Here is a 16,978-nt window from a genome sequence, read left to right on the forward strand (position 1 = left end):
AAAAAACGGTATAATAGTGATAACTAATTTGTCGTGTGCTTTATTTGAAATATTGTCCAAATAAGAGCTTACAGCAGTTAAATCTTACTTGAATAAGTCGATTTAGCTGCTCTTTTTGTGCCTATTTTTCAGAAAAAACCTAGTTTGTTACACAAATTTAATTTTTCTAAAAATTACAAAAAGCGACGAATGAGGTGAAGAGACAGCTCTTCACGTGATGCAAATCACACAATTGTAGTTAAAACCGGATAGGTGGTGAAAGTCATTTTACCAAGCTATCCTAGTATGGAAAAAGGAGCTAAAAACTTTGGCAGGACATGACGTTCAATACGGGAAACATCGGACCCGTCGTAGTTTTTCAAGAATCAAAGAGGTTCTTGATTTACCAAACTTGATTGAAATCCAGACAGACTCATTCAAAGATTTCTTGGATCATGGCTTGAAGGAAGTATTTGAAGATGTGCTTCCCATCTCAAACTTCACGGATACAATGGAATTGGAATTTGTGGGTTATGAAATCCGCGAACCTAAGTATTCGCTTGAAGAAGCGCGCATCCACGATGCCAGCTACTCAGCACCAATCTTTGTGACCTTCCGTTTGGTCAACAAAGAAACAGGTGAAATCAAGACCCAAGAAGTTTTCTTTGGTGATTTCCCAATCATGACTGAAATGGGAACCTTCATCATCAATGGTGGAGAACGGATTATCGTATCTCAGTTGGTCCGCTCACCAGGTGTCTACTTCAATGATAAGGTGGACAAGAATGGTAAGGTTGGTTATGGATCAACTGTTATCCCTAACCGTGGGGCTTGGTTAGAGCTTGAAACCGACTCAAAAGACATTGCTTACACACGTATCGACCGCACGCGTAAAATTCCATTTACAACGCTTGTGCGTGCTCTTGGATTCTCTGGAGATGATGAAATCATCGATATCTTTGGGGATAGCGAATTGGTTCGCAATACCATTGAAAAAGATATCCACAAAAATCCAATGGATTCACGGACAGATGAAGCCCTCAAAGAAATCTACGAGCGTCTTCGTCCAGGTGAACCAAAAACAGCGGAAAGCTCACGTAGCTTGTTGGTAGCTCGTTTCTTTGATCCACGTCGTTATGACTTGGCACCAGTTGGTCGCTACAAGATCAACAAGAAACTCAATATCAAGAACCGCTTGTTGAACCAAACAATCGCAGAACCATTGGTAGATGCTGAAACAGGTGAAATCCTTGTAGAAGCTGGTACTGTCATGACGCGCGATGTGATCGACAGCATCTCAGAACAATTGGATAACGGTTTGAACAAAATTACCTACATTCCAAATGATGCTGCTGTTTTGACAGAACCAGTTGAATTGCAAAAATTCAAAGTTGTCGCTCCGACAGATCCAGACCGCGTTGTCACCATCATCGGAAATGCTAACCCATCTGACAAAGTACGGATTGTGACTCCAGCTGACATCTTGGCAGAAATGAGCTATTTCTTGAACCTTGCAGAAGGTATTGGCCGCGTGGATGATATCGACCACCTTGGAAACCGTCGGATTCGTGCCGTTGGTGAATTGCTTGCCAACCAAGTGCGTCTTGGACTTTCACGGATGGAACGAAACGTTCGCGAACGGATGTCTGTACAAGATAACGATGTCTTGACACCACAACAAATCATCAACATCCGTCCAGTAACTGCAGCAATTAAAGAATTCTTTGGTTCTTCACAGTTGTCACAGTTCATGGACCAACACAACCCGCTTTCTGAGTTGTCTCACAAACGTCGTTTGTCTGCCTTAGGGCCTGGCGGTTTGACACGTGACCGTGCCGGATATGAAGTGCGTGACGTGCACTATACCCACTATGGTCGTATGTGTCCAATCGAAACACCTGAAGGACCAAACATCGGTTTGATCAACAACTTGTCATCCTACGGACACTTGAACAAATATGGTTTCATCCAAACGCCATACCGTAAAGTGGACCGTGAAAAAGGTGTAGTCACCAACGAAATCGTTTGGTTGACAGCTGATGAAGAAGATGAGTACATCGTTGCTCAGGCCAACTCTAAGTTGAACGAAAAGGGTGGCTTTGCTGAGCCAATCGTTATGGGACGTCACCGTGGTAACAACCAAGAATTCCCATCTGATCAAGTCGACTACATGGACGTATCTCCAAAACAAGTAGTTGCCGTTGCGACAGCATGTATTCCTTTCTTGGAAAACGATGACTCCAACCGTGCCCTCATGGGTGCCAACATGCAACGTCAGGCTGTGCCATTGATCGATCCAAAAGCCCCTTATGTGGGTACTGGTATGGAATACCAAGCAGCCCATGACTCAGGAGCTGCAGTCATTGCTCAACACGATGGTAAAGTTACTTATGCGGATGCGGACAAGGTAGAAGTTCGTCGGGAAGATGGATCTCTTGATGTCTATCACGTCCAAAAATTCCGTCGTTCAAACTCAGGTACTGCTTACAACCAACGTACCCTTGTAAAAGTTGGCGATGTCGTTGAAAAAGGCGACTTTATCGCTGACGGTCCATCTATGGAAAAAGGGGAAATGGCCCTTGGTCAAAACCCAATCGTCGCTTACATGACTTGGGAAGGGTATAACTTCGAGGATGCCGTTATCATGAGCGAACGCTTGGTGAAAGAAGATGTCTACACATCTGTTCACTTGGAAGAATTCGAATCAGAAACACGCGATACCAAGTTAGGCCCTGAAGAAATTACCCGTGAAATTCCAAACGTTGGGGAAGATGCTCTTCGTGACTTGGATGAAACAGGTATTATCCGTATTGGTGCGGAAGTAAAAGAAGGCGATATCCTTGTCGGTAAGGTAACACCGAAGGGTGAGAAAGACCTTTCTGCTGAAGAACGTCTCCTTCACGCGATCTTTGGAGATAAATCTCGTGAAGTGCGGGATACTTCTCTTCGTGTACCTCACGGTGGAGATGGAGTCGTTCGCGACGTTAAGATCTTTACACGTGCAAACGGAGATGAATTGCAATCTGGTGTCAACATGTTGGTTCGTGTTTACATCGCACAAAAACGCAAGATCCGCGTCGGAGATAAGATGGCCGGTCGTCACGGAAACAAAGGGGTTGTGTCTCGTATTGTTCCAGTTGAAGACATGCCTTACCTTCCAGACGGTACACCGGTTGATATCATGTTGAACCCTCTTGGGGTACCATCACGTATGAATATCGGTCAGGTTATGGAACTTCACCTTGGTATGGCCGCTCGTAACTTGGGTATTCACATCGCAACACCAGTCTTTGACGGAGCAAGCTCAGAAGACCTCTGGGATACTGTGAAAGAAGCTGGTATGGATAGTGATGCCAAGACGATTCTTTACGATGGACGTACAGGTGAGCCATTTGACAACCGTGTCTCTGTCGGTGTCATGTACATGATCAAGCTTCACCACATGGTTGATGATAAACTCCATGCCCGTTCAGTCGGACCATACTCAATGGTTACTCAACAACCACTCGGAGGGAAAGCTCAGTTTGGTGGACAACGTTTCGGGGAAATGGAAGTGTGGGCCCTTGAGGCTTATGGTGCATCAAATGTCCTTCAAGAAATCTTGACCTACAAGTCAGATGATGTCAACGGACGTTTGAAAGCTTATGAAGCGATTACCAAAGGTAAACCGATTCCAAAACCAGGTGTACCAGAATCCTTCCGCGTTCTTGTCAAAGAATTGCAATCTCTTGGTCTTGACATGCGTGTCTTGGACGAAGATGATCAAGAAGTGGAACTTCGTGACCTCGATGAAGGGGAAGACGATGATGTGATTCATGTGGATGACCTTGAAAAAGCACGTGAAAAAGCAGCCAAGGAAGCAAAAGCAGCCTTTGATGCTGAAGAATCAGAAAAATAATCAGTAAAAATGATTGTCCTGTGAGAAACGAATGCTTCTGACAGGATGATTCGATAACAAGATACAGACACAAGGAGGTGGCAAGAAAGTTTCCTTTCTTCCCCCCACCTAAGCTGTATCCAAATGAAACAAGTATGAAAACAAGGAAAGGTAAGAAATAGTGGTTGATGTAAATCGTTTTAAAAGTATGCAAATCACCCTAGCTTCTCCAAGCAAGGTCCGTTCATGGTCTTATGGAGAGGTCAAGAAACCTGAAACAATCAACTACCGTACATTGAAACCCGAACGTGAAGGTCTCTTTGATGAAGTCATCTTTGGACCTACAAAAGACTGGGAATGTGCGTGTGGGAAATACAAACGGATCCGTTACAAAGGGATCGTTTGTGACCGCTGTGGGGTTGAAGTAACACGTGCGAAAGTTCGTCGTGAACGCATGGGACACATCGAGTTGAAAGCGCCTGTATCACACATCTGGTACTTCAAAGGCATCCCTTCTCGTATGGGATTGACCTTGGATATGAGCCCTCGTGCCCTTGAAGAAGTCATTTACTTCGCAGCTTACGTGGTGATCGATCCAAAAGATACACCACTTGAGCACAAATCCATCATGACGGAACGTGAATACCGTGAACGCTTGCGTGAATACGGACCAGGTTCCTTTGTGGCTAAGATGGGTGCAGAAGCGATCCAAGACCTCTTGAAACAAGTGGATTTGGAAGCTGAAATTGCTCTCTTGAAAGAAGAATTGAAGACTGCAACTGGTCAAAAACGTGTGAAGGCTGTTCGTCGTTTGGATGTCTTGGATGCCTTCTACAAATCTGGTAATAAACCAGAATGGATGGTTCTCAACATCCTTCCGGTTATTCCACCAGATCTTCGTCCGATGGTCCAATTGGATGGTGGCCGTTTTGCTGCCTCTGACTTGAACGACCTCTATCGTCGTGTGATCAACCGGAACAACCGTTTAGCACGTTTGCTTGAGTTGAATGCCCCTGGTATCATCGTGCAAAACGAAAAACGGATGCTTCAAGAAGCCGTTGATGCTTTGATCGATAACGGTCGTCGTGGTCGTCCGATCACAGGACCAGGTAGCCGTCCATTGAAATCATTGAGCCACATGCTCAAAGGGAAACAAGGACGCTTCCGTCAAAACTTGCTCGGTAAACGGGTTGACTTCTCAGGACGTTCTGTTATCGCCGTTGGTCCAACTCTTAAGATGTACCAATGTGGTGTACCACGTGAAATGGCGATCGAGCTCTTCAAACCATTCGTGATGCGTGAAATCGTTGCGCGTGATATCGTGCAAAACGTCAAAGCTGCAAAACGCTTGGTCGAACGTGGAGATGAACGCATCTGGGATATCCTAGAAGAAGTGATCAAAGAACACCCAGTTCTCTTGAACCGCGCACCGACCCTTCACCGTTTGGGGATCCAAGCTTTTGAACCTGTCTTGATTGACGGGAAAGCTCTTCGCTTGCACCCACTTGTCTGTGAAGCCTACAATGCCGACTTTGACGGGGACCAAATGGCCATCCACGTACCGCTTTCAGAAGAAGCTCAAGCAGAAGCTCGTATCTTGATGTTGGCTGCTGAGCACATCTTGAATCCAAAAGACGGTAAACCAGTCGTTACCCCATCTCAGGATATGGTATTGGGGAACTATTACCTCACTATGGAAGAAGCTGGTCGTGAAGGCGAAGGCATGGTCTTCAAAGACCGTGATGAAGCGGTCATGGCCCTTCGCAATGGCTATGTTCACTTGCATACACGTGTCGGAATTGCGACAGATAGCTTGAACAAACCATGGACAGAAGCGCAACAACACAAGATTCTCTTGACAACTGTTGGTAAGATCCTCTTTAACGATATCATGCCTGCAGAGCTTCCATACCTTCAAGAGCCAAATAATGCCAACTTGACAGAAGGCGTTCCAGCTAAGTACTTCTTGGAGCCTGGTCAAGATGTCAAAGCAGCGATTGAGAAATTGGAATTAAACGTTCCATTCAAGAAGAAAAATCTTGGAAATATCATCGCAGAAATCTTCAAACGCTTCCGTACAACTGAAACGTCTGCTTTCTTGGACCGCTTGAAAGACTTGGGTTACCATCACTCAACCCTTGCTGGTTTGACAGTGGGGATTGCCGATATTCCGGTCGTTGAAGATAAGGCAGAAATCATTGAAGAATCTCACAAACGTGTGGAACAAATCACTAAACAATTCCGTCGTGGTTTGATCACAGATGACGAACGCTACAATGCCGTTACAGCTGAATGGCGTGCAGCCCGTGAAAAATTGGAAAAACGCTTGGTGGATAACCAAGATCCGAAGAACCCAATCGTTATGATGATGGACTCTGGAGCCCGTGGTAACATTTCAAACTTCTCGCAACTTGCCGGTATGCGTGGTTTGATGGCCGCTCCAAACGGACGGATCATGGAATTGCCAATCCTGTCAAACTTCCGCGAAGGTTTGTCAGTACTCGAAATGTTCTTCTCAACTCACGGTGCCCGTAAAGGGATGACCGATACGGCCTTGAAGACAGCCGACTCAGGTTACTTGACTCGTCGTTTGGTTGACGTGGCCCAAGACGTCATTATCCGTGAAGATGACTGTGGAACAGACCGTGGACTTGTGATCCGTGCCATTACTGATGGTAAGGAAATGATCGAGCCACTCGAAGAACGCTTGACTGGTCGTTATACCAAGAAATCTGTTAAACATCCTGAAACAGGTGAAGTCATCGTTGGTCCAGATACCTTGATTTCAGAAGACCTAGCACGTGAAATTGTCAAAGCTGGTGTTGAAGAAGTCACTATCCGCTCTGTCTTTACATGTAACACCCGCCATGGTGTCTGCCGTCACTGTTATGGTATCAACTTGGCGACTGGTGATGCGGTTGAAGTGGGTGAAGCAGTCGGAACTATCGCTGCCCAATCTATCGGGGAACCTGGTACACAGTTGACCATGCGTACCTTCCACACGGGTGGGGTTGCCTCAAATACCGATATCACTCAGGGTCTTCCTCGTGTCCAAGAAATCTTTGAAGCCCGCAATCCAAAAGGGGAAGCGGTCATCACTGAGGTCAAAGGGGAAGTCACAGCGATCGAAGAAGATGCTTCTACACGCACCAAGAAAGTCTTTGTTAGCGGAGCAACTGGTGAGGGCGAATACGTTGTCCCTTACACTGCCCGCATGAAAGTCGAAGTGGGAGATCAAGTCTCTCGTGGTGATGCTCTGACAGAAGGGTCTATCCAACCAAAACGTCTCCTTGCCGTTCGTGATGTCTTGTCTGTTGAAACTTACCTTCTTGCAGAAGTACAAAAAGTATACCGTAGCCAAGGGGTAGAAATCGGCGACAAACACATCGAGGTAATGGTGCGTCAAATGATCCGTAAAGTACGTGTCATGGATCCAGGAGATACAGACCTTCTCATGGGTACTCTGATGGACATTACAGACTTTACAGATGCCAACAAGGACGTCCTTATTTCTGGTGGAGTTCCTGCGACAGCTCGTCCAGTCCTTATGGGAATTACCAAAGCCTCACTTGAAACCAACAGTTTCTTGTCTGCGGCTTCCTTCCAGGAAACAACTCGTGTTCTTACAGACGCAGCGATCCGTGGTAAGAAAGACCATCTCCTTGGACTTAAGGAAAATGTTATCATTGGTAAGATTATTCCTGCAGGTACAGGTATGGCTCGTTACCGTAACTTGGAACCACAAGCGATTAATGAAGTTGAAATTATCGAAGAAGTGCCATTAACAGATGGAACAGTTGATGAAGTTCAAACAGCTGAAGTCGTAGAAGAATAAGAAAATTAGTCGGAACTACAAGTTCCGGCTTTTTTTTGAAAAAATTATAAAAATTTATTATTTGAAAAATAATTGTATAATTATTGAATTATTTTTTTACCAAAAATATTAGCCCGGTAAAAGTCGTGCTGTAAATACTTACAATTAGTGATTATATGGATATGTATTCTAAACACCAAAATAATAAAATGACTAACTATTAGTAATTTCTTTATAAAACCCAAAATCGGTTTGACATTTAAAGTCATTGGCGGTAGAATGAAAAAAGATGTACACAAATTAAAAAAATGTCGAATTACATGCATGTCGACGGGGGAAGTTTATGGGAAAATTGAAAATAATGGTTGTGTTTGGGACGCGACCGGAGGCCATTAAAATGGCCCCTTTGGTGTTGGAGTTGCAAAAGCAAAAAGAGGTTATTGAGACCATTACGGTGGTCACTGCCCAGCACCGTCAAATGCTGGACCAGGTTTTAGAAACCTTTAACATCGTACCTGATTACGATTTGGATATTATGGGGAAAAGCCAGACCTTATTGGACATTACTTCTAAAATCCTGAATCAATTAGATCCAGTTATCAAAAAAGAAAAGCCGGATATGGTGCTCGTCCATGGAGATACGACCACTACCTTTGCGGCGAGTCTGGTTGCCTTTTACAATCAAGTCCGCATTGGTCACGTCGAAGCTGGTTTGAGAACCTTTGATAAATATTCTCCATATCCAGAAGAGATGAACCGTCAAATGACGGATGATTTAGCGGATCTGTATTTTGCGCCGACGGGCGAAAGTAAGGCCAATCTCTTAAAAGAAAATCATCCGGAATCCTCTATTGTGGTGACAGGAAATACTGCCATTGATGCGCTGAAACTCACGGTTCAAGACGACTATCACCACGAAGTACTGGATCAATTGGATCCAGCTAAAAAAGTCATCCTGGTGACCATGCATCGAAGAGAAAATCAAGGCCAACCCATGCGAGCGGTCTTTGGAGCTCTGAGAGAAATGGTGGATCAAGAACCGACTATTGAAGTGGTTTACCCAGTGCATCTTAGTCCAGCGGTCCAAGAGGCGGCAAACGATCTATTAGGAGATCATGATCGGATCCACCTCATTGAGCCTCTAGATGTGCTAGATTTCCACAACTTAGCTTCGAGAAGTTACTTTATCATGTCGGATTCAGGTGGGGTGCAAGAGGAGGCACCATCATTAGGAAAACCGGTATTGGTATTACGCGATACAACGGAACGCCCAGAAGGGGTCAAAGCGGGAACTTTGAAATTAGTTGGAACGGATCCTACCGTCGTTAAAACGACGATGACAGAGCTCTTAACCAACGAAAGCCTGTATCTTCAAATGGCAAATGCCCAAAATCCTTATGGGGATGGAAGAGCTTCTGAGCGAATCGTACAAGCCATTAAACATTACTTTGGCCAGGGAGAGGCTGCCGAAGAATTTCATGAGGGAGAGAAAGAATAAATGAAAAAAACGGAAAAGTTAAGTAGATGGTTGCTGATTTTGATTGTTTTCGAAGTACTTCTTTTACTTTACTGCTTGTTTTTTGCAAGAGAGATTCTGATTGAGGAAGGATTGTTCTTTGTTTTAGGATTATTTTCTGCTATTGTCTTATCGGATTTATTGTTGACATGGACCATCCTGTTGTCATTTGCCCTTGGGATTGTCTTTTTGGTGGCGGGTGTCGTCTATATCCCATTTCATCAAGCCTTGCTCTTGCTCTTTAGTTTTCCGGTCTTGATTGGAATCTTGACCCGAATTCGCTATCACCTCTTTAAAGAGATTGCAAAAGTGAAGGATCAAGAGCCAGAAGCTTACGCAGATTACCGCAACCGCATCGCTTCTTATGGCGGACAAACCAATGATACGATTCAGGCCTTACTCATTCACTGGTCGCACGAGGAATTGTTCTTCCAATTGCAACCGAGAGAGTACAATCGGACCTTGAACCAAATCAACTATTTGTTAACGCATCATCTGAAGCCAAATGAAAGCTTGTATTATGTATCAGACGGTAATTTCTTGATTTTATCTTCTGATAGCGAGCGGGATCTGAAGAGCGATTATATGACGGTCTTAAAACCACAATTGGAAGGCCTTGTATTCCAAGGTGAAGATGGGCTGCAAGCCATCCAATTTCAGTCAGGCTTTCTTGTAGTGGATCAATCAAATCGAACCAAATACCATCGCTATAAAGAAATGATGCGTTACTTAAAACGTCAACTTGAAACAGATATTATTGTGGAATATTAGGAGGAACAAATGACTCTTACAAATATATTTTTTAATATAGCTGTGGGCATTAGTGTATTTTTTGCCCTGTGCTTTATTGTATTATTTGTAGCTTATATGGTAATTTACCATCGTGTGAATAAAAACTTTAAGGCGGTGGATCATGATTAGTCAAATTATGATGATTATTGCCTTGATTTCAATTTGGCTGTCCTTGGCCTGGGGCCTTGTCATCCTCTTTTCAGCTGTTCATTTTTGGTTCAAACACAGTGATTTTCGTGTCAATACGGATCCGCTTCCTTATTATCCAAAAGTGACGATCGTTGTACCCGCCCATAATGAAGATGTGGTCATCGCACAAACAGCCAAAGCGATCCTTGATATGAACTATCCACATGATCGTGTAGAATTACTGCTATTTGCGGATAATTGTTCCGATCGTACCTATGAAGAGTGTTTGGCGGTTAAAGCATTGCCAGAGTATGCAGGACGTGATTTGACCATTATCAATCGAAGTGGGACAGGTGGGAAAGCCGGTGTGCTAAATGACGCTTTGGCGATGGCGACTGGAGACTATATCTGCGTCTATGATGCAGATGCCATGCCTGAAAAGAATGCTCTTTATTTCCTTGTGAAAGAAGTCCTCAAAGATCCAGAACGTCATGTGGCTTCTTTCGGCCGCAATAAAACGCGGAATGCCAATCAAAACTTCTTGACTCGCTGTATCAACCAAGAAATTGTCGTTACCCAACGGGTTCATCATGTGGGCATGTGGCATCTCTTTAAGATTGGACGGATTCCAGGAACTAACTTCATTATTCAAACCGAATTTGTCAAGAGTATTGGAGGATGGAAAAACGGTGCCTTGACTGAGGATACAGATATTTCCTTCAAGATTATGCAAAGTGGGAAGTTGATTGCGCTAGCCTATAATTCAGAAGCCTTCCAACAAGAGCCAGAGACTCTGAAGAGTTACTATATGCAACGGAAACGTTGGGCCAAAGGGAATTATGAAGTGGTTCTTTCCAACTTCAAGCATTTATTTGGTAAGGGAAATTGGCGCGTGAAGTTGGAAGTGACCAACTATTCCTGTGTCTTCTTCTGGTTTAACGCAGCCATCGTCTTATCGGACTTGATCTTTTTTGCCAATATTCTGGCCATGTGTATCCATACAGTGGTGCCAGGTGTGCAAATTCCATTTGCCTTTGATTCTGAAAATATCTACATTGCGCAATTGATGCTCTTCAATTGGATCTTGATGATTGGGCTTTATCTGCTTCAGATTAATGTGGCTCTTGCCTCACAATTTGGTCAAGCCACTACCAAGCAAATTTGGTTGGCCTTGGCTGCCTATTTCACCTATTCTCAACTGTTTATCATTGTGTCGATTGATGCCATCTCTTCGATTGTGATGGATAAACTATTGCACCGGAAAGAAACCAAATGGGTTAAAACAAAACGATTCGCAGGATAGGAGAAATTATGAAAACGAAAAAGATGAGATATGTATGGTTTCTAGTCATCCTTTGCATTTTCTGTTTGACCTTGTTTTTAGCGAGAACGAGAAGTAAAGTGGAGATGCGAAATCGAATTTATCATCAGTGGAATGAGCATTTTGTTGTTTCAAAAGGGAAAGAATCCTATGTTCGAACCACCAATGATAGCAATCAAACAGTAGTGTTATCCGAGGCACAAAGTTATGGAATGCTCATTACTGTTGCAGCTGCCGAAAAAGGACAAGCCCAACAAGCAGACTTTGACCGACTCTATCACTATTATCTAAATCATCGCTTAGAAGGTACCCAATTGATGTCTTGGAAACAAACCATCAGCAATGGAAAAGCAAAAGATGAGGATCATAACGCCACAGATGGGGATCTCTACATCGCCTATGCTCTTCTAAAAGCTGCTCAGCAATGGCCAAAGCAAGCCAAAGACTACCAGGTTCAAGCCAAAGCGATTTTAGAAGATATTCTCGCACACAACTACAATGAAGAAACTGGTGTGTTAACGGTGGGGAATTGGGCCAATCAGGATTCGGAGTTTTATCATTTGATGCGGACGTCTGATACACTGCCAGCGCAATTCCAGATCTTTTATGAAGTGACAAAAGATTCGAAGTGGTTGGATATCAAAGAAAAGATGTTGCAGCAACTCCAAACGATCAGCTCCCAAACCAAAACAGGTTTACTACCTGATTTCATCTGGGTAGATGAGCAAGGAACGCGTGTAGCGGATCCCAAGACGATTGAATCCAAGTATGATGGTGCCTACTCGTATAACGCTTGTCGCCTTCCATACAACCTTGTTCAAAGTAAGGACAAAACCAGTCAACAATTGGTGAAAAAGATGCTTAACTTTTTCAAGAGTCAACGAAACCTGTATGCAGGTTATGACTTGAAAGGGAAGGCCTTGAACAATCATCAGGCAGCAAGCTTTTTGGCACCGATTGTCTATGCCTCTGAACATGAAAAAGGCTATTTGAAGTTGGTTCAACAGAACAAGTATATCTTTACACAAGATCTACCTCTGAACAACTATTACGATGCAACCATGACAACTATGATTGCACTAGAATTGTTCTAAATACTTGAGAAAAGAGAGTTCCCAGGATGGTCTGTCCATTTTATTGGGACTCTCTTCTTTTGATTCTCGAAAAAAGGACCCAATAGCAATTAGGCAGTCTATTTTTGGAAAATAATGGCGAAAATCACCTGAAAACTACCTGAAAAATCATGCTCTGAGCAGAAAACTTTTATTCTCAAAGGATTTTCTATATAATAGAGGATACAAAGGATGGAAGAGTTTATGTATCGAGTGATTGAAATGTACGGGGACTGTGAACCCTGGTGGTTTTTAGAAGGTTGGGAAGAAGATATCGTCAGTAGTCGGAAGTTTGAAGACTATTACCAGGCTTTGAAATACTACAAGCAGAAGTGGTTGGAGTTAAATGAGCACTTTCCAAGTTATAAGAGTCGGAGTGATCTCATGACGATCTTTTGGGATACCAAGGAGCAAGAGTGGTGTGAGGACTGCAGTGAAGATGTGCAGTTTTTCCATTCGATTGTCCTTCTAGAAGACGAGCACAAGATCCCTAAAAGCAAGTTCCGCCCAGGCTACGAAAAGGAAAGAGGCAGTCGCAAACACCGTTCTTGTCAATATACACTCGATTCAAAAAAGGGGACAACCCTGTCATAAGAGACATTCGGAAGATTTTTTAGAGCGATCTAGAAAGTCTTCTTTTTTTGTCTTCTTTTTCGAATAGTATAAGTGAGAGGAGGAACTATGGTTCAAGAAATTGCAAAAAAATTGATCCGCATGGGGAAAAAGGAAGAAGCTCAGGATCTTTACTTCATTCCTCGGAAGGAGGAGTACCAGGTTTTTATGAGAGTGGGAGACGATAGGCGCTTTGTGCAGTCCTTCCCTTTTGAGGACATGACGGCTATGATTAGCCACTTTAAGTTCGTGGCAGGGATGAATGTGGGAGAAAAAAGGCGCAGCCAGCTGGGGTCGTGTGATTACCCTTTGGAGAATGGAGTGGTCTCGATTCGCTTGTCGACGGTGGGGGATTATCGTGGTTATGAAAGCTTGGTCATTCGGCTCTTGCATGATGAGGAACGTGAATTGCGGTTTTGGTTTGATCAGTTGCCGGACTTGAAGAAGAAATTGGCTGGTCGTGGCCTCTATCTCTTTGCAGGTCCTGTTGGCTCGGGAAAGACCACTCTCATGCATGCTTTGGCGCAAGAGCGCTTTGCGGACCAGCAAGTCATGTCTATTGAAGATCCTGTCGAGATCAAGCAGGATAATATGCTTCAGCTTCAGCTGAATGACCAGATCGGCATGACCTATGACAACCTGATCAAACTCTCCTTGCGCCATCGGCCGGACCTTCTCATCATTGGGGAAATCCGAGATAAGGAAACAGCTCGTGCAGTCGTACGAGCTAGTTTGACAGGAGTCACCGTCTTCTCTACGATTCATGCGAAAAGCGTTCGAGGTGTTTATGAGAGGCTCTTAGAACTTGGAGTGAGTGAGGAAGAACTCAAGATTGTTTTACAAGGTATTTGCTACCAACGATTAATTGCAGGAGGAGGTGTGGTCGATTTTGCGACGGAAAACTACCAAGAGCACTCAGCCAGCCGCTGGAACCAACAAATGGATCTCTTGGCTCAATCGGGATATATCCAGCTGGCTCAGGCGCAAGCCGAAAAAATTATCTACCGCTAAACAAAAGCAAATCATCGAATTGTTTTTGAATCTTTATTCGAGTGGTTTTCATCTGTCTGAGATTGTCGATTTTCTGGATCGCTCTCACCTAGTGGAGAGTCGTTTGGTTTCCCAGATGCGAGAGGACCTCTCGAGGGGGCGGAGTTTTTCAGAAATGATGGCAGGGATCGGTTTTTCAGATGCGGTCACGACACAGCTGTCTCTCGCTGAGCTCCATGGCAATCTTGCATTGAGCTTGGAGAAAATCAGTGCTTACCTAGAAAACATGCGCAAGGTCAAGAAAAAGCTGATTGAGGTGAGCACCTATCCTCTTATCTTGCTTGGGTTTTTAGTTCTGATTATGCTAGGCTTGCGCAATTATTTGCTTCCTCAAATGGATGCTCAAAATATTGGGACGCAATTGATCAGTTCCTTCCCCCAACTCTTTTTGGCCTTAGGAGTGGGACTGGTGACCTTCTTCTTACTCGGCTTTCTCTATTACCGCCAGTCAGGCAAGATCAACGTTTTTAGAAGCTTGTCTCATCTGCCTTTCGGGAAAGGCATGATTCAAGCTTATTTGACAGCCTATTATGCCAGAGAATGGGGCAATCTGATTGGGCAAGGATTGGAGTTGTCTCAGATTTTTTCCATGATGCAGGAGCAAAAATCCCAGCTTTTTCAAGAAATTGGAAGGGACTTAGCTCTTTCTTTAGACCGTGGCCAGTCCTTTTCAGAGACGGTCAGGGGGTATACTTTTTTCAAAAAAGAATTGCCCCTTATGATTGAATACGGTGAAGTCAAATCAAAGCTCGGAAGTGAGCTAGAGATCTACGCTGAAAAAACATGGGAAGATTTCTTTCGTCGGGTTCACAAGGCCATGAATGTAATACAACCCTTGGTGTTTGTCTTTGTGGCTCTTGTGATTGTGTTACTCTATGCAGCCATGTTGCTGCCGATTTATCAAAATATGGAGGTCCATTTATGAAAACATTAAAAACCTATAAGGTTAAAGCCTTTACACTGATTGAAATGTTGGTGGTCTTATTGATCATCAGTGTGCTCTTATTGCTCTTTGTGCCGAATTTGACCAAGCAAAAAGACTCCGTGAAAGAGACAGGAAATGCAGCGGTTGTGAAGGTGGTCGAAAGCCAGGCTGAATTGTACGAGCTCAATCATACCAATGACCAAGCTACTCTAGCAAAGCTGATTGCTGATGGAAATATTACCAACAAACAAGCAGAGTCCTACCGTGCCTATTATGCGAAAAATAGTGGAGAAACTCGTGCGGTTGCAGATTAAGGCCTTCACCTTGGTGGAGACTCTTCTGACCTTGATGATCGTCAGTTTTATCTATCTGGGCTTATCGGGATCGATCAAGACGAGCTTTCAGCAGGTGGAAGAAAAAGTATTTTTTGCAGAGTTTGAACACCTCTATCAAGAAAGTCAGAAGAAAGCACTGGCAAGGCAAACGGAATTGGATGTTGAAGTGACTGCAAGGAAGATTCAAACGCCCTACCAGACGGTGGAGATTCCTGATTCTGTCATTTTGCAAGATCCTAAAACTATTCGTTTAGACCGTGCAGGTGGCAATTCATCCCTGGCCAATGTTCACTTTCAGACACAGAGAGGAGTGGTGACCTATCAACTGTCGCTTGGAAATGGGAAAATTAAAAAAAGCATCCGTTCCCGCTAGTATTCTCATAGAATCTTTGGTAGCCTTGGGTTTATTTGCCATGATTACGACCTTATTGTTAGGGGAGATCCGGCGTTCGCGCAAGGAGCGACTAGCGGATTTCAAAGAGGTAGAGGTCTTATCTGTCGCTCAAATGGCGCTTCAGACAGGGCAAAATCATCTAGAGGCCAATGGTATTCAGGTTCAAGTCGAAAAGGATGCCGATCAACTCACGGTCTATCATCAAGGAAAGGTGGTGCTGCATGTGGAATAAAGGAAAGGTCAAGGCCTTTACCCTGCTCGAAGCCTTGGTCGCTCTCTTGGTGCTTAGTGGGGGAGTGTTGGTCTTTCAAGGCTTGACCAAGCTCCTGCATGCTGAATTGGACTACCAGGCGCATCAAAAGCAGGAAGAATGGATACTTTTTCAGCAACAATTGCAGGTGGAATTGGATCGGAGCCATTTTGAAAAAGTAGCGGACAATCATATCTACTTGGTTCAGAATCAAAAACCAATTGCCATTGGTCAATCTAAAGGAGATGATATCCGAAAAACAGATGATAAGGGCAGGGGCTATCAGCCTATGATTTCAGGAGTTCGCTCTAGCCAAATTTGGCAGGAGGGAGAGTTGATTCATCTGCGGTTGAATTTCGAAGAAGGTCTAGAAAGGGAGTATGTCTACCATGTGGTACCAGCGATGCAAAATGAAAAAAGTTAAGGCTGGTGTCTTGCTCTACGCCCTCTTGATGGCAGCGATTTTTAGTCTCTTGCTTCAGTTTTACCTGCACCGTCAGGTTGCGGAGAGACGGATCTTAAAGACGAGTCAAGATCGCCTTCGGGCCTATGCTTTGGTGCAATTGGCTCTTGAAAAGAGAAAGAGTGATGAGAAGACATCAGAGATTCATTTAAAGTCTGGAACAGTTCAGCTAAGGCAGGATACTGGTTTTCTTCATGCTCAGGCTAAGATGGATGGCGAAAGCTATGAGTTTGTCCTTCCTGTAAGGGAAGAGAAGGAAAGCAAGAAGAGTCAAAAAGAAAAGAAGAAGACGCAGAAAGATAAGGAGAAGGCAGGGAGCGAAACGCCTTCTGAAGAGACGCCAAAAGAGGCCAAGGAGCCATCAGAAAATAGCGAAAAAGACTAATTTTTGGTATGATAGGGTGCGGAG

At 44.0% G+C, this 16,978-nt stretch carries 15 protein-coding genes; all 15 read left to right on the forward strand.

Annotation, left to right across the window (positions count from 1 at the left end; all coding sequences use genetic code 11):
- Positions 1-307: 307 nt before the first annotated feature.
- The 15 genes from rpoB (at position 308) to comGG (ending at position 16,954) form a co-directional block, all read left to right on the forward strand.
- Complete coding sequence (gene rpoB / locus HMPREF2893_RS04595) at positions 308-3,877, forward strand: DNA-directed RNA polymerase subunit beta (protein ID WP_070594717.1); 3,570 nt, start codon at positions 308-310, stop codon at positions 3,875-3,877.
- Positions 3,878-4,037: 160 nt separating this feature from the next.
- A complete protein-coding gene (gene rpoC, locus HMPREF2893_RS04600; protein WP_003009742.1) occupies positions 4,038-7,691 on the forward strand; it encodes a DNA-directed RNA polymerase subunit beta' in 3,654 nt (1,217 codons plus the stop codon).
- 322 nt (positions 7,692-8,013) lie between these two features.
- Positions 8,014-9,168 carry a non-hydrolyzing UDP-N-acetylglucosamine 2-epimerase gene (gene wecB / locus HMPREF2893_RS04605; protein WP_070674630.1) on the forward strand — a complete coding sequence of 385 codons (1,155 nt, stop codon included), beginning with the start codon at positions 8,014-8,016 and terminating at the stop codon, positions 9,166-9,168.
- Positions 9,169-9,957, forward strand: coding sequence for a hypothetical protein (locus HMPREF2893_RS04610; RefSeq protein ID WP_070674633.1), 789 nt, complete (start codon positions 9,169-9,171; stop codon positions 9,955-9,957).
- A 9-nt stretch (positions 9,958-9,966) separates the two neighbouring features.
- A complete protein-coding gene (locus HMPREF2893_RS11075; RefSeq protein ID WP_009732064.1) occupies positions 9,967-10,107 on the forward strand; it encodes a hypothetical protein in 141 nt (46 codons plus the stop codon).
- A complete protein-coding gene (locus HMPREF2893_RS04615; protein ID WP_070674636.1) occupies positions 10,100-11,410 on the forward strand; it encodes a glycosyltransferase family 2 protein in 1,311 nt (436 codons plus the stop codon). Before HMPREF2893_RS11075 ends, HMPREF2893_RS04615 begins: the two co-directional genes overlap by 8 nt.
- A gap of 8 nt (positions 11,411-11,418) precedes the next feature.
- A complete protein-coding gene (locus tag HMPREF2893_RS04620; protein ID WP_070674639.1) occupies positions 11,419-12,522 on the forward strand; it encodes a family 8 glycosyl hydrolase in 1,104 nt (367 codons plus the stop codon).
- A 222-nt stretch (positions 12,523-12,744) separates the two neighbouring features.
- Positions 12,745-13,134: a DUF1033 family protein gene (locus HMPREF2893_RS04625; protein ID WP_070674950.1), complete on the forward strand. Its 390-nt coding sequence runs from the start codon at positions 12,745-12,747 to the stop codon at positions 13,132-13,134.
- A gap of 87 nt (positions 13,135-13,221) precedes the next feature.
- Positions 13,222-14,163: a competence type IV pilus ATPase ComGA gene (gene comGA / locus HMPREF2893_RS04630; RefSeq protein ID WP_070674642.1), complete on the forward strand. Its 942-nt coding sequence runs from the start codon at positions 13,222-13,224 to the stop codon at positions 14,161-14,163.
- The gene (gene comGB / locus HMPREF2893_RS04635; RefSeq protein ID WP_186822243.1) at positions 14,096-15,127 is read left to right on the forward strand and encodes a competence type IV pilus assembly protein ComGB; all 1,032 of its coding nucleotides are present in this window, start codon (positions 14,096-14,098) and stop codon (positions 15,125-15,127) included. Before comGA ends, comGB begins: the two co-directional genes overlap by 68 nt.
- Complete coding sequence (gene comGC, locus HMPREF2893_RS04640) at positions 15,124-15,441, forward strand: competence type IV pilus major pilin ComGC (RefSeq protein WP_003004178.1); 318 nt, start codon at positions 15,124-15,126, stop codon at positions 15,439-15,441. Before comGB ends, comGC begins: the two co-directional genes overlap by 4 nt.
- A complete protein-coding gene (comGD, locus tag HMPREF2893_RS04645) occupies positions 15,431-15,835 on the forward strand; it encodes a competence type IV pilus minor pilin ComGD (protein WP_070674952.1) in 405 nt (134 codons plus the stop codon). Before comGC ends, comGD begins: the two co-directional genes overlap by 11 nt.
- Positions 15,801-16,088: a competence type IV pilus minor pilin ComGE gene (comGE, locus tag HMPREF2893_RS04650; RefSeq protein ID WP_003004353.1), complete on the forward strand. Its 288-nt coding sequence runs from the start codon at positions 15,801-15,803 to the stop codon at positions 16,086-16,088. The genes comGD and comGE overlap by 35 nt, the downstream gene beginning before the upstream one ends.
- The gene (gene comGF / locus HMPREF2893_RS04655; protein ID WP_070674645.1) at positions 16,078-16,530 is read left to right on the forward strand and encodes a competence type IV pilus minor pilin ComGF; all 453 of its coding nucleotides are present in this window, start codon (positions 16,078-16,080) and stop codon (positions 16,528-16,530) included. Before comGE ends, comGF begins: the two co-directional genes overlap by 11 nt.
- Positions 16,517-16,954 (forward strand): competence type IV pilus minor pilin ComGG, encoded by a 438-nt coding sequence (gene comGG / locus HMPREF2893_RS04660; protein WP_261674177.1) that lies wholly within the window; start codon positions 16,517-16,519, stop codon positions 16,952-16,954. Before comGF ends, comGG begins: the two co-directional genes overlap by 14 nt.
- The last annotated feature ends 24 nt before the right edge of the window (positions 16,955-16,978 follow it).

The organism is Streptococcus sp. HMSC072C09 (assembly GCF_001813105.1).
Classification (GTDB): domain Bacteria; phylum Bacillota; class Bacilli; order Lactobacillales; family Streptococcaceae; genus Streptococcus.